Raw genomic sequence first — 19,328 nt, 5'->3', positions numbered from 1 at the left:
GTGATGAACATAAAGCTGTTTTTTATTTTTACGCTACTCATTTCCAATGTTAATGCATATTGCAGTTGTGAAGATATCATAGAAAGCATAGAAATTTGTAAGGAGTATTCTTGCCGACAATATATTGGCAATGAAGATTTTATTGAGCATAAAATATTAGGATTAAATAGTGGAAATTTATGCGTATATATAGAAAAACAAGGTAATGATGAAATGGTTTGTCATCATTCTCAGTATGGAATGATGATAGAAAAAAGATATTTTGAAAGTATTCTTAAAGTTGGCAATCAAGAAATCGACGATTTTATTGATATAGCAAATTTGCGTGCAAAAGAGTGTTTCTTTATCAACAATCAAAAACTAAGCTATACAGATCGGGACGATATAATAAGAGAAGCAGTGGAAAGTGACTTTGACGTTTTGTCACAATATAGTAACGTAAAAAGCATTTTTTTTGATGAAGAGCCAGTTAATAGAATGGTCAATGAAATGGAAAAGTTCAATTTACGATCTTCAAGAGCTGCAAAAGAGGAGGTATCAGATAATTTCAACTGTAAGGTAGTGAGTTTAGACTCAATTTTATATCTTTCTCCCGATACATGGAAAATATGGGTAAATGGAAAGCTGTTTATAAATACCAAGGATTTAAAAGTGCACTCAGTCAATGAAAATTATGTAACTTTTGTATGGACCGTAGATCAAAAAGCAATAAAAAAGCATGCGAATGATTCTCAAAATGTATATTTTGGATATGGGAGTATTATGTTTACGCTTTATCCAAAACAAAAATTTGACTTGGATGGCTTATCTATTAAATAACTTAAATATATATGCGCTTGTAGCTCAGTTGGATAGAGCGTTGCCCTCCGGAGGCAAAGGCCGTGGGTTCGAATCCCTCCAAGCGCACTTTTAATTAAATTTGACAATAGTATTTTCACATAAGATAATAAAAGGATTTATTTAGAGCATAATTATGTCTGGTGGTACCATAAACAAAGTCATACTAGTTGGTAATTTAGGAAAAGATCCTGAAATTAGGACTACACAAAATGGAAAAGAAATGGCAAGTTTTTCAATAGCCACGTCTGAAAGTTGGACTGACAAACTTTCCGGTACGCGCTCTGAAAAGACAGAATGGCATAATATCGTAATTTTTAGTGAAGGATTAGTAAAAATCGTCAAAGATTTTGCACGCAAAGGCAGTAAAGTTTATGTTGAAGGTTCTTTGAGAACTAGAAAATGGACTGACCAAAACGGTGGTGAAAGATACACAACAGAGGTGGTTCTATATAATTTTAATAGCGCTCTTACTCTCCTCGATTCACGACCAAATTCCGATTACAAGCCGAGTGAATACAAGCAAAATGAAACAGAACAAAAAAATAAGCACGAAAGTTTTGACAACGATATAAAAGATGAACTACTCGACGATGAAATACCATTTTAATAACTTCAATTGAAATCTACATTTTTATGGACTGCTTGTGTTACTCCTTTTAATTGCAATGGAGATAGCATAGATTATAACAGTTTGCAGCGTTTACTGACAATGCAAGTTAAAGCTGAAAATGGTGTAGTGTTGCTGGGTAGCACAGGTGAAAGCCTATCGCTTACTGATTCTGAAAAGCGTACATTAGTTGAATTTGTATGTAAGCTAAAATTAAGTACGAAAATTATAATTGGCGTACCAGGAGTGAATCTATATCAGACTCTTGAATGGCTTGATTTTTGCAAGGGTATGCCTATTCATGGCTATCTAATGACAACTCCCATTTATGCAAAGCCCGGAATTATGGGGCAGACTTTATGGTTTGAAAAGCTACTTGAAAAAGCACATGTGCCGGCTATGTTTTACAATATTCCATCGAGAGCAGGAGTGAGTCTTCATGCTGAAACTGTACGCAACTTATCCAGTCACGAAAAATTTTGGGCTATCAAAGATTCAAGTGGCACTGTTGATACTTTAACTCAGTATAAGAAAGTTGCACCAAATATTGAGGTCTTTTGCGGAGATGATAATATGATATCTGATATGGCCGCTTATGGTGCGGCTGGCCTGGTTTCCGTTGCTGCCAATGTTTGGCCACGCATAGCGCATGAATATGTTAAGAAGTGCCTCAATGGCAGGAACCCTCAGGCAGATATCTGGCAACAGGCTTGCGAAGCGTTATTTATTGCCAGCAACCCAATACCCACTAAAGCACTTTTGCATGATATTGGGCTCATAGAACATCAAACTGTCCGCCTACCACTCAGCACAGAAGACTTGCCTTCTGTTGAAAAATTGAGGCAAGTCAATAAAATGATTCTTGGATGGAAAGAATTGGCTACTCTCTAAATAGTCTTGCAACTTTGATTTAATATACAATCCAAGTATCATTTGAACACTCCCGAACTTACCACTTTATGCCACTGGTCTTCATCTAAAATTTCCACACCTAATTCCACTGCCTTTTTATATTTGGATCCTGGTTTTTCTCCTGCAATTAGGTAGTCAGTTTTAGCAGAAAGATGTGAGCTGACCTTTGCTCCTAGAGTTTTGGCTCTTACTTTTGCCTCTCCTCTACTCATAGCAAGTAGCTTACCAGTAAACACTATAATTTTATTATTTAAAACAGAGTTACTAGAGTTGGAGCTCACAGGAAGAATTTGAAGACAAGCAGTAAGATCATTTAACATTTTGATGTTATGTTCCTTAGAAAAAAATGATTCCAAAGATTCAGCCACTTTTTTTCCTATGCCGTCTATACTGACTAGCTCAGTATTATCTGATGACAGTTCAATCATCGAATTATACCAGTTATTATAAGAAACATAATAATCTGCAAGCAATTCTGCTGCAACTTGACCAATAAATCTAATACCTAAAGAAAATATAAACCTATCTAGAGTTATTACCCTTCTGCTTTGTATAGCATTTAATAAATGAGCTATTGATTTCTTGCCCCAACCAGACTGTTCTTCCAGATTAAATTCATCCAATCTTTCTTCTAAAGTAAAAATATCGGGAATTTGTTTTATCAGACCAAGGTCGTAAAAAAACTCTATCTGCTTATCACCAAGGCCAACAATGTCAAATGCATCTTTCGATACAAAATGCTTTAGTTTTTCTATTATTTGAGCTTTACAGGCAAATTCCTCAGGACATCTTACTGCAGCCTCTCCCTCAACCTGACGTACTTTACTACCACATTCAGGGCATACTTCAGGAAACACAAATTCAGGTGTATTTGGAAGACGAGAATCTCTGCTTACTTCAACGATCTGGGGAATTACATCCCCTGCCCTTTTGATTGTTACAATATCTCCCTCTCTTATGTCTTTACGTTTTATCTCATCTTGGTTATGCAGACTTGCTCTACTAACTAGCACCCCACCAACATTGACTGGCACTAAATCTGCAACTGGAGTTAAAACCCCTGTTCTGCCCACCTGTATAAATATCTTGTTTAACTTTGTTTTTGCATAAACCGCAGAAAACTTGTATGCAAGTGCTGAGCGCGGTGCTTTGTGAGTATTCCCTAGACGATTTTGTAGTACCAAATCATTTACTTTATAGACTATTCCATCAATATCATAATCCAAGTTATAGCGACAGTTATAGACTTCATTATAGAACTTCAGCATTCCATCTAAACTACTCGTTAAGGACTGATGCTCATTTACGCAAAAACCAAGTGCCTCAAGCTTATTTAGTACCTCACTTTGACTTTTCTCTGCTCCACCAATCAAAGAATAAGCAAAATATCTAAGAGGTCTGCTTGCTGTAATGTTTGCATCCAATTGCTTTAGAGAACCAGCGGCTGCATTTCGAGGATTGGCAAATTCATCGTTTTCATTTAACTTTAAAAAGTCGCTGTTACTGATGTATATTTCACCTCTTACTTCTAGTCTTCCTTGCACACCTTGCAAAAACTTAGGAAAGCCTTTTATTGTTGCAACATTGTGAGTGACATCTTCTCCTACAAAACCGTCACCTCGAGTTGCAGCTTTAACAAATCTTCCATCCTCATAAATTGCAGAAAACGACAACCCATCAATTTTTGGTTCACATAATATCTCTATTTTGTCCTCAATTAAAAACCTCTTTATTTTAGACAAAAATTTCTCTACACCTTGTTCATCATAAGCATTCTCAAGGGAAAGCATAGGTTCTTGATGTTCCACCTTAGAAAACCTCTCATCAGGTGGAGCACCAACACTATCTTGTGTTGCATAAATTTCTGGCTCTATTTCAGCTAACTTTTTCTTCAGTTCATCATATTCAGCATCACTTATTTCTGGCTTATTTTTTTGGTGATACAAAACATTATGATAATTTATTTGATCTTGCAGTTTTTCTCTCATCTTTTCTAAGTTAGTCATGATACCAATATAATGCTACATTAGCCTTTGTCGTCAAGCCATGAATTTTCTTGAATTCATCATATGGTCTCAAACATCAAAGGTGCCACAATGCTATAGCCATACTTATTCTTCTTTTGCTCAATTGTATTAGCAGATCTCGCTTGCTTTAGCCGTACATTTATATAAAATTAAAATAAATTAGAGTAAACAATATTGCTGTTTAAATGCTAACAAGATTCGCTCCAAGCCCAACTGGCTACCTCCACGTAGGAAACGTACGAACTGCCTTGGTTTGTTGGATGTACACACGCAATCAAAATGGAAAATTTTTACTCCGTTTTGATGATACTGACCTTCAGCGTTCAGATGTCAAATATATAAATGATATCATACAAGATTTGAAATGGATTGGTATCAATTGGGATGCAAATTTCAAGCAATCAGAGCGCTTTGAGCGTTACAATGAGGTGTTTTTGCAGTTAATAAAAGAAGGGCATATTTATGCATGCTATGAAACAAGAGAAGAGTTAGACATTAAACGAAAATTTCAGTTAAAACAAGGACTTCCCCCTGTATATGACAGAAGCGCGTTACTTCTAACTGAGCAAGAGAAAATTAGTTATGAGCAAGAAGGAAGAAGACCACATTTTAGATTTAAGTTGGATAGAAATGAAGTTGTTAAATGGAATGATGAAGTTAAAGGTGAAATAAATATTGCAACAAGTCACATCAGCGATCCTGTGGTAAAAAGAGAAGATGGAATTTACACATACATGTTACCTTCTGTTACTGATGATGTTGACTTTAATGTAACTCATATTGTACGCGGGGAAGATCATGTAACTAATACCGCAGTGCAAATCCAAATGATTAAAGCATTAAAAGCGAAAATCCCTACATTTGCTCACCTTTCTCTGCTACATTTTGATGATAGCAAAATATCCAAGCGAACCGGCGTGCTGGACATTAAATCTATAAAAGAAGATGAAATTGAACCGATGGCACTAGTTAGTTATTTAGTGAAGCTTGGAACATCCAATCCAATTGAAGCTTGCGCCTGTATGCAATCTTTGATTGATTCATTTGACATTAAAAAATTTAGCTCAGCATGTACGCAATTTAGCTTGAGTGAAGCATACAAGCTAAATAGCAAAGTGCTGCAACAAATGCCATTTGAAATTATACAAGAACGTTTAAATCAAATTGGAGTGGACTCCTCAGAGTTTTGGTATTTTATAAAGAACAATATAGAAAGGTTTTCTGAGGTGGCCAAGTGGTGGAAAATATGCAAATCCGATATAGAGCCTGTGATTCTTGATAAGGAGCTTATAAAAATTGCGTTCAATGCATTGCCCCAAGGTGATTGTAATGAAAACACGTTGTCAGAATGGGTCAAAACTATTCGACAAACAGTGGATATAAAGGCAAAAAACCTATTTACGCAGTTGCGTTCAGCTTTAACAGGAACAGAAACAGGACCAGAGCTCGCTAAATTATTAATTTTTATCGGCAAAGAAAATATCATTGCAAGGTTAAAAGAAAAGTGAAAACTAAAGAATTATAGCTAATGCAATCGCTACGTCATACCGCGATTCATTCGCGGTATCTCTTAGCCGCTAACAAGCAGCGGGATGACGGTTGTCGTTTAGCCATAAACATTAAGAAATTTACCAAATGAAAAAAAAGGCAAAAGAAGCCCCGTGGTTATTATCCGCTTTAAAATATTGGCGTTTTTTATGTTTTAAACGCTTGACAAGCGAGATTCAGCCGCTTTTAATTGCAACTAACTTACGCTGCAAATGTTTAAGAAATTTACTAAGCAGAAAAAAAGACAAAGAATCCCCGAGTTAGCTAGTCTTTTACTATCTCTGTCGAGTATTGGCATTTTTTGATGTCTTGTAACGCTTTATAAGCGCGTTCAGCTTATTTAGATAAAAATCTAGATGTAGATGAAGTTTTGTAAAGACATACAGTATCTATATACTGCAAAAAATTGAACATAAGACGCCGATACATTAAGTAATCCTTACCTTTTAATCTGCAGATTGGCGAAAGCAAATACAATAGCTTCACTATCATGATAAGGGCGCTGGCGAAGGGTGTCAAGTAAGTTTTTGTATTTTAATTTTAGAATTTTATAGGCTTTTGTTCTCATGAAAATTATGTTCTCATGAGTAAATTAATGTTATCCTTTTTTGTTGATCTAAAGTTTTTTATGTTCATACACTTGCGTGTTCATAGTGTTTATTCGCTGCTTGAAAGCTCGGTTAAAATTGAGGAGCTGATCGGCCTTTGTTTGCGAAATAAAATGCCAGCGGTTGCAATTACTGATTCAGGTAATTTATTTGGTTCACTTGAGTTTGCAGAATATGCGGCAAGTAGGGGAATACAGCTAATAATAGGATGCAATATTATAGTTAAACATTCAGAACAAAATTTACCTATATTATTGCTTGCAAAAAATGAGCAAGGGTACACTAATTTAGTCACTTTGGTGAGTGAGTCTTTTAGAAAGCGCAAGAATAACAGCGATATTCCTTACGTTGATTTTGATGAGCTATTGAATTTAAGTACGGGTCTGATCGCTTTAACCGGTGGATGTTTGGCTCAACTATTGTTGGGGCAAGATAAAGAAACGGTTGAAAAACTGCTTTCAGCATTCAATGGTCATTTATATGTTGAATTGCAGCGTCATGGGCTGAATAAAGAGCTAGAGCTTGAAGAAGCTTTGATAGACTTTGCTTATCAGCGCAATATACCACTAGTTGCAACGAACGATGTATTTTTTCCAAATAGGTCTGACTATGAGGCTTATGATATATTAACGTGTATATCGGAGGGGAGTTATGCCCTGGAGAATAATAGAAAGAAGTTAACTACCGAGCATTACTTCAAGTCTGTGGCAGAAATGGAGGAGCTGTTCAGCGACATTCCCGAAGCAATTCATAACACTTTAGTGATAGCTAAGCGGTGCTCTTACATGCCAAGAAGCAGGCAGCCTATTTTGCCTAAATTTCCTTGTCGAGAAAATAAAACTGAGAATGAAGAACTGAGGGAGCAGGCAGTTGCAGGATTAGAATTCCGTATTGCGAATGAGACAGACATAGACCTTAAACAATACTACGATCGGCTGAATTACGAACTGAGTGTGATAACTTCGATGAACTACGCTGGCTACTTTTTGATAGTTTCTGATTTCATTCGTTGGAGCAAAGCAAATGGCATTCCAGTTGGTCCAGGAAGAGGCTCTGGTGCTGGATCAATTGTTGCTTGGGGCTTGCAGATTACAGACCTTGATCCAATAAAGTTTGGCCTAATATTTGAAAGATTTTTGAATCCTGATCGTATATCGATGCCTGACTTTGATATTGATTTTTGCCAGGAAAAAAGAGACCTGGTTATTGATTATGTTCAGAAAAAGTACGGTTATGTTGCTCAAATAATCACTTTTGGAAAATTGCAGGCAAGGGCAGTATTGCGTGATGTTGGGAGGGTATTACAAATGCCTTACTCTCAAGTGGATAAAATATCTAAAATGGTTCCATTTAATCCAGTAAATCCTGTAACTTTATCGCAAGCGATAGAGCTTGATCAAAACCTGCAGAAAGAACGAGATAGTGATGAGGTAATTGCAAAGCTTCTTGATATATCTCTTAAGCTTGAAGGGATATATCGTCACGTTTCAACCCATGCTGCTGGAATTGTAATATGTGATCAAAAGTTGGAAAATTTTGTTCCTGTGTATTATGATCCAAATTCAGCTTTGCCAATCACTCAATACAGCATGAAATATGTGGAGAAAGCTGGGCTAATAAAATTTGATTTTCTTGGGCTTGGTACGCTAACGCTAATAGATCATGTATGTCGTTTAATTAATCGTGATGGAAAAAAGATCGATATTTCTTCAGTTTCTTTGAATGATCAAAAAACCTATGAGATGCTCTCTAGCGGTGATTCAATTGGAGTGTTCCAGCTTGAAAGTTCGGGAATGAGAGAAGCTTTAATCAAGTTAAAACCAGACTGCATCGAGGACATCATCGCTTTAATCTCTCTTTATCGTCCAGGACCTATGGATAACATTCCAACTTATGTTGCAAGAAAACATGGACTTGAAAAGCCAGATTATATTCATCCATTACTTGAGGGAATATTAAAAGAAACGTTTGGGGTAATAATCTACCAAGAACAGGTGATGGAAATAGCGCGTATTCTCTCTGGATATAGTCTCGCAGAAGCAGATTTGCTAAGACGTGCCATGGGTAAGAAAATCAAGGAAGAGATGGATAAACAACGTGAACTTTTCATCCAAGGGGCAACGAAGAATGGCGTTGATTATGACAGGGCAAGTTATATTTTTGACCTTGTTGCAAAATTTGCTGGTTATGGGTTCAATAAATCTCATGCTGCAGCATATGCGGTTATATCTTATCAAACGGCTTACCTTAAAGCTAATTATCCATTAGAATTTTTTACAGCACTAATGAATCTGAATATTGATGATAGAGATAAACTGAATTTATTTTATCATGCAGCAAAGTTTAGTGGCGTTACCGTTCTTTCACCTGATATAAACAAGTCTCAAGCTGAATTCTCAATAGAGGATGAACGCATACGTTATGGTATTGCTGCCTTGAGGAATGTTGGTTTTTCTATAGCGGAAGGAATAGTGAACGTACGTTCAAGCGCTTGTAAGGACATATGGGAATTCATTCAAAATTCAGGTCATATAATAAATAAGAGAGCGCTAGAAAGCCTGATTAAATCCGGAGCATTCGATAGCGTGCATAAGAACAGAAAGCAGCTATATGAGTCAATGGACATGCTGATTTACTTTGCAAATAAAAACAAACAGGATAGAGAATCAAGTCAAGCTGCTTTGTTTGGTAGTCTTGATGTCCTCAAACCGAAACTTGAGAATGTGGAAGATTTTGATGAGGAGGAAAAATTAGAACATGAGTTATTTTCACTAGGATTTTATTTAACTAATCATCCACTTGAAAAATTTAGAACTCTTCTGGAAAAGTTAAATATTGGGTTTATCGGAGAAAATAGAACAGCAAAAACTGCTGGGGTAATATTAAATGCACGTATGAGAACTTCAGAGCGTGGAAGGTTTGTTATCCTTACACTTTCTGATCCCCATAACGTTTCTGAAATAGCATTCTATAATAATGAAATAATAGAAGAAAAAAGAGATTTATTTTCACCAGGAACATTTGTGATAATTGATCTTGAAGCTTCGGAAAATACGACAAGATTAGCAGGCAAGGATATATCTGAGTTTACAAAAAGAGTCACTTCTATAATAAAAGAATTAGTTCTCACCACTGAGTGCACGGATTCGCAAAAAGCCGCTATGGAATTAAACACAATATTGAAAGATGAAGGCAGAACCAAAATAATGCTAAAACTTCTTCTCGAAAAACATAAAGTGAGCATCTTATTACCAGGTGCATACTCAATTGCTCCTCAAGTTATTTATGAAATATCTAACTTAAGCTGGATTAAAGGCGTAGAAATTAATACAAATAACTTGCTTATATAAAAAAGCTTTATATAATGAAATATTTAATCGGTATTAAAGGAAGATATAGTGAATCTTTATGAATTTACTTTTATAGCACAACAAGGATTGTTACAGCAAGAAGTAGAGGAGATGGTCCAAGAGCTAGCTGTTTCATTGAAAAATATTAAAGCAGATGTTATGTTCCAGCAAATCAGGGATATTCTGAAAAAAGGAAATGACAAGCTTACAACACAAGAGTTAGAAGTGCGTGCTGAAAACATTAAAGAAGGTCTAGTTGCTTACTCTGATTTCTTGGAAGATCTTACAAAAATTTTATGGGTTGAATTGGAAGAAGATCTTTCAAATTTGAAAGAAGTGAAGTCAAAAATCGATAAAGAGTTGAAAGATGACCTAAAAGATTTAGGAATAATGCAAGATTTTACAAAATTTCTAGGAGGCAGTACTAAAAGTGCGTTTATCCATAACGCAGTAAATGCTTTGAAGAGAAATATTTCAGAACATCTAATAAAGATTTTTCAAGATATTTTGAAAGATTTTAGAATAAACGGTCCAACTCAATCGAGCAAAGCGTTGGAAATGCTTTTGAAAAACATTGAAGCATCAGGATTAATCAAGTATGAACATTGGGGTCTTTTGGATTTTGCATATCACAAAAATAAAATGAAGAGCGGTCATTATTGTATAATGTGCATAAGTTCTACTGCAAGCATTCTGGATGAATTTATGCGTAGAATGAAACTTAATGAGAACGTTATTCGCCACTTTCCTGTGCAGGTTGATAAAATTTTTGAAGGTAAATCTCATATGATGAATAAACAAATTGAGGAGCAAAGCGCATAATGATGAAAAGACGAAATAGTTTTAATAATTCTTACGTATCTGTAAATAATAGGACTGGCTTTAGGCGTTCTAAAGTTTGCCCTCTTGCTGCGTCTAAAGATGAAGACATAGATTATAAGAATATAGATTTATTATCCAAGTTTACCTCTGACTATGGTAGGATATTACCTAGAAGATTAACAGGCGTATGTGCAAAAAAACAAAGGAAGTTACGCTTAGCGATTATAAGGGCACGTTTTTTAGCTCTTATTCCTTACTGTACTAAAAAAGTTTAGGTAATTTATGTTGATAATTTTAAAGGAAAATATAAGGACTTTAGGTAAGCTTGGTGAAGTTGTCAAAGTTAAACCAGGTTATGCACGTAATTTTCTTTTTCCACAAAGAAAAGCGGTGAAAGCTACCAAGGAAAATTTAACAAAGCTAGAGGAGCAACGTTTATTACTGGAAGAAGAGAATATAAAAAGATTAAATGTAGCAAAAGAGCTTGCGTTGTCACTACATGATAAGTTTGTGGTATTAATAAAGCAAGCTTCAGAGGATGGTAAAATTTTTGGTTCTGTAACAACACGTGAAATTGCGAAAATTTTACTACAAGAAGGACATGTGATAGATCACCGTAGTTTATCTTTTGGTGGAATAAGCATCAAAAACTTGGGTGAATACCAAGTAAACGTAGAATTACATAGTGAAGTAGTAGTACCAATTACTATATACGTCGTGAAATCCGAAACAGATGCAAATGAGCTAAGGCAAGTAAAATTGCAAAATCAGAAATCTGAGCAACAAGAGGCAGAGCAAGATGCGAATAAAGAAGCTGCTGATGGTGATGATAGCTGATCCCTTGTTATAGCCGAAAAGAAATGTCTGCCATGGCTAAGCTGGTGTCATCCCAGTGCTCCCCTCCTGTCATCCCAGTGCGTGACACTGGGATCCAGTTTATTTCATCATGGACATTATTTTATGCTTCTAGAATCCGTTGTCCATTGAATAATTTGCAAATACTTTTATATCTGGATTCCAGTGTCACGCACTGGAATGACACCATTATTGGAATAAATCAAAAATGATTCCCCGCTATAGCAGAAAAGAAATGTCTTCCATTTGGGAGGAAAATAATAAATTTAATATATGGCTTAAAATAGAAAAATTAGCGTGTGAAGCTCAAGCAAAGTTAGGAGTGATTCCGAATAATATTGCTGAGAACCTCTCTGGTGCTATTGAATTTGATGTTGAATGTATCAACGAAATTGAATCCATTGTAAAACATGATGTTATAGCTTTTCTGACATATGTTGCTGAAAAAGCGGGAGTTGATGTTCGTTATCTCCACTATGGAATGACAAGTTCTGATGTTTTGGATACATGCCTTGCGGTGCAACTGAAAGAGTCCTGTGATATTTTGCTCGAGAATCTAAAAAATTTACTTGCAGCATTGAAAAAAAAAGCTGAGGACTATAAAGATATTGTTTGTGTTGGACGCAGTCACGGAATGCATGCAGAACCAACAGCTCTTGGAATAAAATTTGCCAGATTTTATGCTGAATTTAAACGCAATTATCAGAGATTAATTAGCGCGCAAAAAGAAATCTCAATTTGTAAAATATCAGGTGCGGTAGGCAATTTTGCAAATGTTGATCCGTTTGTTGAAGAGTATGTAGCGAAAGAAATGGGACTCATACCTGAAACCATATCATCTCAAATCATTCCTCGTGATAGACATGCCATGTTCTTTTCAGTTTTGGGAGTGATTGCAAGCTCAATGGAAAATATTGCAATTGAAATTCGTCATTTGCAAAGAACTGAAATCGGCGAAATTTCTGAGCATTTTTCCACTGGGCAAAAGGGGAGTTCTGCTATGCCGCATAAGTGTAATCCTATTTTAAGTGAAAATTTAACTGGGCTCTCACGTTTAATACGCAGCTATGTGTTTCCTGCGTTAGAAAATGTTGCATTGTGGCACGAACGTGATATATCACACTCGTCTGTGGAAAGATGCATTGCTCCTGATGCTTGTATAACAATGGATTTTGCTTTAGTGCGATTAACAGATTTGATAGATAAATTGGTGATCAATAAGGAAAACATTGAAAAGAACTTAAATTCTTCAAAAGGTTTAGTTTTCTCACAGCGTGTATTGCTTGAGTTAGTAAATAGTGGTTTGGCGAGGGAAGAGGCGTATAAAATTGTTCAGAGCAATGCAATGAAAGTGAAACAAAACAACAGTGATTTTCTGGCCGAATTGAAACAAGATAAACTCTTACTTAAGGTTATTAACTCGGAAAAACTTGAATCTTTGTTTGATTTGAAATACTATACAAAACATGTAGGTCACATGTATAGCAAGGTTTTCAATTAGGCTGAGTAGCTCAGTTGGTAGAGCAGGAGGATCATAATCTCTTGGTCGGGGGTTCGAGTCCCTCCTCAGCCACTTGCACTAAACTATGTTTAGCAAGATAGTGCTATTGGTGAAACCCAGTGTCAACTACTTGGAGTGAGTTGTGTATCCACTCAGGTGAAGAGACAATGGATAAGAAATTGTGAAAAGGGTTTAGCTTTTGGCCTATGATCTCTTTAAATGACAGAATTTCACTACAAAACTTAACTTTCTTCTATGCAGTTAGCTAAGTCAAGAAAGGTGAATCTATCTCTTGTTGTAAACGCAAGATCGACCACTTTACAATATTGTTCTTTATTCCAACTGAGGTGCTCTGGTAAGTGTGGAATTGATAGATCTTCAAATATTTTTTGCAGGTGTTTTGCAGGTAGTAAATTTTGCTTAATTAAACTGGAAATATTATGCCATTCTTTACAAATAATCTCTTGGATTTTTTGCTGCATAATTTGCTTCTGTTCAAAAGTTCTTACAAATTCGATATTATCAAAGCACTGAGTTATATGTTTTACATCTAAAGTGGTCGGTTTGATAATCGGGTTTTGTATTGATAATATCTTTTCCTGCAAATTAGCCATGGTAATCGTCGTAACAGCAATTTTTTCGCCATGTAGTAAGGAATGATCTCTTGTTACCATTTCCATTGCGTGAGCTATCATATGCTCTCCTTGGCTTGCAGAATAGCTGCCTTTTGATATTACCATTCCAAGTCCTGAAATTAGTAGAACTTCCATAAGTAATAGGACCACTTTTCTACTTCTTTTAGTAAGCGCCGTATACTCTCTTAGCAAAATTTGCTCCAAATCGCGAACAAGTGTAAAAGGTAATTCATTGTATTCTGTGCCAAGCAACAAATGAGATAGTAGCCAGTCAGCCTGAACTGTTGAACGACAAATGAAATCTGCAAATCCGCTTAATGTGAGACGCAGTGGTGCATTGGCAAGTATGTCTATATCTATATATACTGCTCTTGGAAGATGTGCTTTGAACGATTTTTTATATCCATTTACTAATATTGAAGCATTTGCAGAGGTATATCCATTCATAGAAGCGGCTGTTGGGAACGATATATAATCTTTTTTCTCGAGGTAGCTTGCATATTTGCAGATATCGTTAACAGTGCCGCTACCAAATGCAACTATTAAGTCACTGTCTTTTGCTTTGTTTCTAACTAGATTTACGGTTTCAAGAGAGGCAGCTCTGCTTGGTGTCATGCAAGTAGCTGACACTGGGATCCAGGAAAACAACTTATGGATTCCAGTGTCACGCGCTGGAATGACAGGTGGAGCTGGAATAATTAAGTTAGGAATTTTATTAAGTACGTTTTTGTTTAAAAGTTTTGCTGTATTTTTATCTGCAACTAGAAAGACGTCATTTCCGTGTCGTGTGCATATTTCATAGATATCATCAGCAAGGTAGTAATCTGTTATTACTTCCCTTAGAAAAGTTTGTTCGGTTTGATGTAATATTTGTTTTAAATAGTGCATAGAGTGTTTACAATATAGCAGTATAAGTATTTTAAGATTGACATGAAAATTGACCCTGTAGAGCTAACTAGGAAATTGATCTCTTTTGAGAGTATAACACCAGAAGACAGCGGGGCAATAGAGTATATAGCAACAATCTTCAAGAAGAGCGGCTTTGATTGTGAAATTTTAGAGTTTGGTGATAAAGTTAAAAATCTTTATGCGAAATATATAAATGGAGTACCAAATTTGTGCTTTGCTGGGCATGTTGATGTTGTACCACCGGGTCAGTTAAAAGATTGGGCATTTGGTCCATTTAATCCAGAAGTGAGGGATGGTATATTATATGGAAGAGGGGCGGCTGATATGAAAAGCGGAGTAGCTGCGTTTATTGCTGCTATGGTAAATTTGATTGCAGAGAAGTTTCAATTTAATGGTTCGATAAGTGCATTGATTACCAGTGCTGAAGAAAGCACGGAAGAATATGGAACAAAGGCAGTTTTGGAATGGATGAAAAGTAAGCAAAAAAAGGTGGATTTCTGTGTGGTTGCTGAACCAACCAGTAGTGAGAAATTAGGTGATACCATAAAAATAGGCAGAAGAGGTTCTGTAACATTTGAATTAATTTGCCATGGAAAACAAGGGCACGTTGCCTACCCAGACCTAGCAGACAATCCAATATATAAGGTAATATCGATATTGAGTAAGGTAAAAAATACTACTTTTGATCGTGGTAATAAATATTTTCAGCCTTCACATTGCGAAGTTACTACTATCGATGTTGGAAATAATACTAGCAATCTAATACCTGGTTCAGCAACTACATGTTTTAACATTCGATATAACAATGAACAAACACCGGGTGGCCTATATAAGCTGATTGATGAAATATGCTCTAGTGTAACTAACGATTATAAGCTTTCTATGCATAGCAGCAGGGACGTTTTCCTCTCTACTCCCGATAGGAATACTGATATTATGCTTGATGCAATAAATAAAGTTACCAGTATTGATGCTGCGCTGAGCACAAGTGGTGGCACATCTGACGCTGCGTTTATCAAAGATGTTTGTCCAGTGATTGAATTTGGTATAATCAACAAAACTGCACATCAGATAAACGAATGCGTATCAGTAAACGATATACACAAGTTAACAGCTATATATAAGGAATTTATAGAAAATTATTTCAATCCCACTAATAAAATATTGAATCAGGTCAACGTAGTTAGTAATATATCTAGTGGTCCATTGTTAGCTTAGATGTAATCAGATCTCTTGCATAACTGTTGTCTGAATAACAACTGGTGTCATTCCAGCAAAATGTGTCAAGTAAGTTTTTTCGTTTCTATAGCTACTTGGATGACAAAAGAAGAAATACTAGACTTTATACCTTTTGCACTTAAATTCACATAAATCATGAATTATGCACGTTTCACACGAAGGTTTCTGTGCTTTGCAAACATATCTACCATGCAAAACTAGCCAATGATGAGCATAAAGCAGGTATTTTTTGGGAACCACATTTAAAAGAGATTGCTCTGTTTTAAACACATCTTTTTCTTTCACAAGCCCAATTCTATTGCTCACTCTAAAAACGTGAGTATCAACTGCCAATGTTGGAATGCCAAGCCCCGAATTTAAGAACACATTAGCGCTCTTTCTCCCCACTCCAGACAAAGACACCAAATCATCAAAATTAGTAGGTACTTTGCTGTTGTATCGTTCTACCAATATTTTACTAAGCCCGATTATATTTTTTGCTTTGGAATTATATAAACCAATACTGCTTATGCATTTTTTCAGCTCACTCTGCCCAAAGCTCAGCATTTTTTCTGGCGTATCAGCGATATTAAATAGTTCTCTTGTAATTTTATTAACGCTTACATCAGTTGTCCGCGCTGATAAAACTATCGCAACCAGTAACGTAAAATGATTGGTATAATTTAGCTCTATTTTTGGCGCAGGATTTGATTGTTGAAACTTTTCAAATATTAGTTCTACTTTTTTTGAGTCCATTTCATTTACCACACCTCTTTTAAATATTTAAACAAAGAACCCCTCTTTCCCATCATACAAATACAATTTGTCCATTCTCACCACGTCAAAATTGTGTTCTTCGAGTTTGATTAGCAAGTTATTTACATCACTATTTGTAATAGCTTGCTTTTCATTATTTGCGATAAACCTACAGGTTATTTGGTCACTTGAAGGTTTTGAGTTTCCTGGCCAAATCGCAAGTCCTTTTGAGTATATTGCTATCATTTGCAGATTACTTGATTCAAATAATCCTACTATTTGATCAACATTACTGGATTTGTCCCAAGCGAGAGTTATATCACTACCCACTAGCTTTTTAACTTTGTAATCTTGTTCGTAATTGTCTTGTACTTTATTTATTTTACTATCCAAATTTATTTTACTATCCGAACCACTGCCAATTATAAGCTCAGCAGGTTTCTTTCCTAAATTATCTATAACAGCTTCTGCAAATTCTTTGGTACCAACTTTCTGTTTACTTCTTTTCTCCTTATATAAATCGGCAGTGTGTATTCCATCCTCCAAAGTCTTGAGCCATGCATCGTAGATTAGTTTTGCAGTACCCACTTGACCTATGTAAATTAGCATATGCACTGCAGCATTTAAAAGACCAGAAGGATTGGCTATGTTTTTTCCTGCAATATCAGGGGCAGAACCGTGCACTGCTTCAAACATTGCGTATTCATTCCCGATGTTGCTACTTCCGGCAAGCCCCACAGATCCAGAGGTTTGTGCGACTATATCTGATAATATGTCGCCATATAAGTTCTCGGTTACTATAACATCAAAATTCTCCGGTTCTGTTGCAACACGCGCCATTCCAATATCAACTATATAATGTTCTGCCTTTATATCTGGGTATTCCTTTGCAATGCGATCAAACGCGGCATGGAAAGTTCCGTCAGTCATTTTCATGATGTTATCTTTAGTCAGGCAAGTTACTTTTTTTCTGTTGTGTTTTTTTGCATATTCAAAAGCGTACCTGCATATCTTCTCTGAGCCAGATCTAGTAATAATTTTAGTGCATTGGTAAGAGTCACCAGTGAGCCTATGCTCTATTCCGGTGTAAACGTCCTCTTCATTTTCACGTATCACTACGATATCAAACTTATCGAATTTATTTTCTATAACAGGATGATATGAAATGCATGGTCTGATATTTGCATACAACCCTAGATTTTTTCTGAGTGCAACGTTTAAGCTTTTGTGCCCTTTACCTTGAGGAGTTGTTGTCGGAGATTTTAATAATATTTTTGTCCTTTCAATTGATTCCCAACCACTTGGAGAAATTCCGTGAGACCATTCTTTACTGTAAACACGCTCCCCTATTTCAATAATATCTATTGAGATTTCCGCTTCTGCTTCGCGCAATATCGACAGCACCGCTTCCATGATTTCTGGTCCGATACCGTCGCCATATGCAACTGTGATTAGTGTTGACATAACTTCCCTAGTTATAAATGATTTAATATTAATTTAAATAATAGAGTGGCACAAGTAGCTAATATTACCCAAGTTAGTATATTTACGGTTATTTAATAACGTATTTTTATATCATATGATGATATTATGAAATATAGGTGGGGTTATGAATACTGAAATAAATGTTAAAGTAAATTATGTAGGATTTACAAGGCGTATTGTAGCAGAAATACTTGACCTCATCATATTTTCCCCTCATTTTATCTTCGGTTTTATCTATGGTGTATTCATCGTATCATTACAAGATCAAGATAAAGACTCTTTTCAGGAACTTGCACAACTAGCAACAGAAATACCATTTATAGTTTCTACAGTGGTCGCAACATTAGTACTAACAATATCCAAAATATTAATGGTAACAAAACTTGGTGGTACCCCAGGAAAACTATTGTGTGGTATGCATATTAAAGATGCTAATACATTTACAAATGTTACCCTTATGCAAGCAACAATAAGATGTATTTCTAAGGGAAGCATCTGGATTATTTTTCGCTTTTTGCTTCATCTGCATTATCATGGTTATACTTTTCTATATCTTTTAATTGTGCTAATTTTATTTTTGTTTGCAGTATTTGATCAACGCAAACAGACTTTTTACGATAAAATTGCAAAAACAGTAGTGATAGACTATAAATCTAGTTGATATTTTTCTTTATAGGTAGTACATGGATAAAAAAGTAAACTACTCAACGATGACAAGACGTACTCTAGCATTTATAGTTGATTGTATTTTATTTATCGCAATACCATTTGGTTTAATGGCGGTGGGTTTCTCACTTACACACGCAATACAAGGGATCATGGGTGCAATAATTGTAATCACCACGATTGTATTTTCTTTATTTTTAATGATACCATGTATATTTCATATATTCATGCTAGTAAAATTTGGCGGCACTCCAGGACACTTGTTATTTAGCATGCGTGTAAAAGACAAAGATACATTTGAGTCAATCACTACAATGCAAGCAATGAAAAGGACTATAGCTCTTTTTATAATTTATTGCATATCACTTTGTAATCCCATTTTATTCTTAGCTATACTAATCTTAGTTTTAGTATGTGCAGTAGGTGATGAACATAAACAAGCTTTTCACGACAAAATTGCAAACACGGTAGTGATAGATTATAAACCTAGTTGATATTTTCCTTTAGCTGTCTGCCACCAAGGGTGTCATTCCAGTGTCACGCGCTAACTTAAGGTAAATTGCCAACTTAACTATAAATATATTTTGGT

General features: G+C 35.6%; 17 protein-coding genes and 2 tRNA genes. 15 read left to right on the top strand and 4 right to left on the bottom strand.

Going from position 1 to position 19,328, the window contains the following annotated elements; translation table 11 throughout:
- Window positions 1–3: 3 nt before the first annotated feature.
- The 4 genes from AAGD66_RS00870 (at window position 4) to dapA (ending at window position 2,338) form a co-directional block, all read left to right on the top strand.
- Window positions 4–819, top strand: a complete 816-nt coding sequence (locus AAGD66_RS00870) for a hypothetical protein (RefSeq protein ID WP_264724007.1) — start codon at window positions 4–6, stop codon at window positions 817–819.
- A gap of 13 nt (window positions 820–832) precedes the next feature.
- A tRNA-Arg gene (locus AAGD66_RS00865) sits at window positions 833–906 on the top strand.
- 67 nt (window positions 907–973) lie between these two features.
- Window positions 974–1,447, top strand: coding sequence for a single-stranded DNA-binding protein (ssb, locus tag AAGD66_RS00860; protein WP_264724006.1), 474 nt, complete (start codon window positions 974–976; stop codon window positions 1,445–1,447).
- Window positions 1,448–1,456: 9 nt separating this feature from the next.
- On the top strand, window positions 1,457–2,338 hold the full coding sequence (gene dapA / locus AAGD66_RS00855; protein WP_341814479.1) for a 4-hydroxy-tetrahydrodipicolinate synthase: 882 nt from the start codon (window positions 1,457–1,459) through the stop codon (window positions 2,336–2,338).
- A gap of 38 nt (window positions 2,339–2,376) precedes the next feature.
- On the opposite strand, the gene ligA is transcribed toward dapA, so the two are convergent.
- Entirely contained in the window at window positions 2,377–4,365 is a 1,989-nt protein-coding gene (gene ligA / locus AAGD66_RS00850) for an NAD-dependent DNA ligase LigA (RefSeq protein WP_264724004.1), read from the bottom strand.
- A 206-nt stretch (window positions 4,366–4,571) separates the two neighbouring features.
- Here ligA and gltX point away from each other — a divergent pair, with 206 nt between their 5' ends.
- From gltX to AAGD66_RS00810, 8 genes are all read left to right on the top strand, one after another.
- Complete coding sequence (gltX, locus tag AAGD66_RS00845) at window positions 4,572–5,894, top strand: glutamate--tRNA ligase (RefSeq protein WP_341814478.1); 1,323 nt, start codon at window positions 4,572–4,574, stop codon at window positions 5,892–5,894.
- A 668-nt stretch (window positions 5,895–6,562) separates the two neighbouring features.
- Window positions 6,563–9,892 (top strand): DNA polymerase III subunit alpha, encoded by a 3,330-nt coding sequence (dnaE, locus tag AAGD66_RS00840; protein ID WP_264724244.1) that lies wholly within the window; start codon window positions 6,563–6,565, stop codon window positions 9,890–9,892.
- Between the two features lie 48 nt (window positions 9,893–9,940).
- Window positions 9,941–10,714, top strand: coding sequence for a 30S ribosomal protein S6 (locus tag AAGD66_RS00835; RefSeq protein ID WP_155969085.1), 774 nt, complete (start codon window positions 9,941–9,943; stop codon window positions 10,712–10,714).
- Window positions 10,714–10,989: a 30S ribosomal protein S18 gene (gene rpsR / locus AAGD66_RS00830; RefSeq protein ID WP_007548890.1), complete on the top strand. Its 276-nt coding sequence runs from the start codon at window positions 10,714–10,716 to the stop codon at window positions 10,987–10,989. The genes AAGD66_RS00835 and rpsR overlap by 1 nt, the downstream gene beginning before the upstream one ends.
- A 7-nt stretch (window positions 10,990–10,996) precedes the next feature.
- Window positions 10,997–11,551: a 50S ribosomal protein L9 gene (gene rplI, locus AAGD66_RS00825; RefSeq protein ID WP_007548891.1), complete on the top strand. Its 555-nt coding sequence runs from the start codon at window positions 10,997–10,999 to the stop codon at window positions 11,549–11,551.
- A 32-nt stretch (window positions 11,552–11,583) separates the two neighbouring features.
- Entirely contained in the window at window positions 11,584–11,781 is a 198-nt protein-coding gene (locus AAGD66_RS00820) for a hypothetical protein (protein ID WP_246484351.1), read from the top strand.
- Complete coding sequence (gene purB, locus AAGD66_RS00815; RefSeq protein WP_264724002.1) at window positions 11,778–13,070, top strand: adenylosuccinate lyase; 1,293 nt, start codon at window positions 11,778–11,780, stop codon at window positions 13,068–13,070. Before AAGD66_RS00820 ends, purB begins: the two co-directional genes overlap by 4 nt.
- Window positions 13,070–13,142 (top strand) — tRNA-Met (locus AAGD66_RS00810). The genes purB and AAGD66_RS00810 overlap by 1 nt, the downstream gene beginning before the upstream one ends.
- Before the next feature lie 170 nt (window positions 13,143–13,312).
- On the opposite strand, the gene AAGD66_RS00805 is transcribed toward AAGD66_RS00810, so the two are convergent.
- Window positions 13,313–14,593: an iron-containing alcohol dehydrogenase gene (locus AAGD66_RS00805; protein WP_006279794.1), complete on the bottom strand. Its 1,281-nt coding sequence runs from the start codon at window positions 14,591–14,593 to the stop codon at window positions 13,313–13,315.
- Window positions 14,594–14,635: 42 nt separating this feature from the next.
- Between AAGD66_RS00805 and dapE the strand changes: the two genes are divergently transcribed.
- A complete protein-coding gene (gene dapE / locus AAGD66_RS00800; protein ID WP_264724001.1) occupies window positions 14,636–15,832 on the top strand; it encodes a succinyl-diaminopimelate desuccinylase in 1,197 nt (398 codons plus the stop codon).
- A gap of 117 nt (window positions 15,833–15,949) precedes the next feature.
- On the opposite strand, the gene nth is transcribed toward dapE, so the two are convergent.
- Window positions 15,950–16,588 carry an endonuclease III gene (gene nth, locus AAGD66_RS00795; RefSeq protein ID WP_265024682.1) on the bottom strand — a complete coding sequence of 213 codons (639 nt, stop codon included), beginning with the start codon at window positions 16,586–16,588 and terminating at the stop codon, window positions 15,950–15,952.
- 27 nt (window positions 16,589–16,615) lie between these two features.
- Complete coding sequence (icd, locus tag AAGD66_RS00790) at window positions 16,616–18,052, bottom strand: isocitrate dehydrogenase (RefSeq protein ID WP_141456998.1); 1,437 nt, start codon at window positions 18,050–18,052, stop codon at window positions 16,616–16,618.
- A gap of 145 nt (window positions 18,053–18,197) precedes the next feature.
- Here icd and AAGD66_RS00785 point away from each other — a divergent pair, with 145 nt between their 5' ends.
- Entirely contained in the window at window positions 18,198–18,734 is a 537-nt protein-coding gene (locus AAGD66_RS00785; RefSeq protein WP_006279799.1) for an RDD family protein, read from the top strand.
- A gap of 22 nt (window positions 18,735–18,756) precedes the next feature.
- The gene (locus AAGD66_RS00780; RefSeq protein ID WP_006279800.1) at window positions 18,757–19,233 is read left to right on the top strand and encodes an RDD family protein; all 477 of its coding nucleotides are present in this window, start codon (window positions 18,757–18,759) and stop codon (window positions 19,231–19,233) included.
- The last annotated feature ends 95 nt before the right edge of the window (window positions 19,234–19,328 follow it).

Origin of the sequence: Wolbachia endosymbiont (group A) of Dendrolimus pini, from assembly GCF_964026835.1 — a bacterium.
Classification (GTDB): Bacteria; Pseudomonadota; Alphaproteobacteria; order Rickettsiales; family Anaplasmataceae; genus Wolbachia; species Wolbachia pipientis.
Note: the sequence above shows the minus strand (reverse complement) of the source record. Positions and strands in the feature narration are given on the sequence as shown.

Coding starts and splice junctions, on each gene's coding strand:
- AAGD66_RS00870 (WP_264724007.1), top strand. CDS start 4: ATGAACATAAAGCTGTTTTTTATTTTTACGCTACTCATTTCCAATGTT.
- ssb (WP_264724006.1), top strand. CDS start 974: ATGTCTGGTGGTACCATAAACAAAGTCATACTAGTTGGTAATTTAGGA.
- ligA (WP_264724004.1), bottom strand. CDS start 4,365: ATGACTAACTTAGAAAAGATGAGAGAAAAACTGCAAGATCAAATAAAT.
- gltX (WP_341814478.1), top strand. CDS start 4,572: ATGCTAACAAGATTCGCTCCAAGCCCAACTGGCTACCTCCACGTAGGA.
- dnaE (WP_264724244.1), top strand. CDS start 6,563: ATGTTCATACACTTGCGTGTTCATAGTGTTTATTCGCTGCTTGAAAGC.
- rpsR (WP_007548890.1), top strand. CDS start 10,714: ATGATGAAAAGACGAAATAGTTTTAATAATTCTTACGTATCTGTAAAT.
- rplI (WP_007548891.1), top strand. CDS start 10,997: ATGTTGATAATTTTAAAGGAAAATATAAGGACTTTAGGTAAGCTTGGT.
- AAGD66_RS00820 (WP_246484351.1), top strand. CDS start 11,584: ATGGCTAAGCTGGTGTCATCCCAGTGCTCCCCTCCTGTCATCCCAGTG.
- purB (WP_264724002.1), top strand. CDS start 11,778: ATGATTCCCCGCTATAGCAGAAAAGAAATGTCTTCCATTTGGGAGGAA.
- AAGD66_RS00805 (WP_006279794.1), bottom strand. CDS start 14,593: ATGCACTATTTAAAACAAATATTACATCAAACCGAACAAACTTTTCTA.
- dapE (WP_264724001.1), top strand. CDS start 14,636: ATGAAAATTGACCCTGTAGAGCTAACTAGGAAATTGATCTCTTTTGAG.
- nth (WP_265024682.1), bottom strand. CDS start 16,588: ATGGACTCAAAAAAAGTAGAACTAATATTTGAAAAGTTTCAACAATCA.
- icd (WP_141456998.1), bottom strand. CDS start 18,052: ATGTCAACACTAATCACAGTTGCATATGGCGACGGTATCGGACCAGAA.
- AAGD66_RS00785 (WP_006279799.1), top strand. CDS start 18,198: ATGAATACTGAAATAAATGTTAAAGTAAATTATGTAGGATTTACAAGG.
- AAGD66_RS00780 (WP_006279800.1), top strand. CDS start 18,757: ATGGATAAAAAAGTAAACTACTCAACGATGACAAGACGTACTCTAGCA.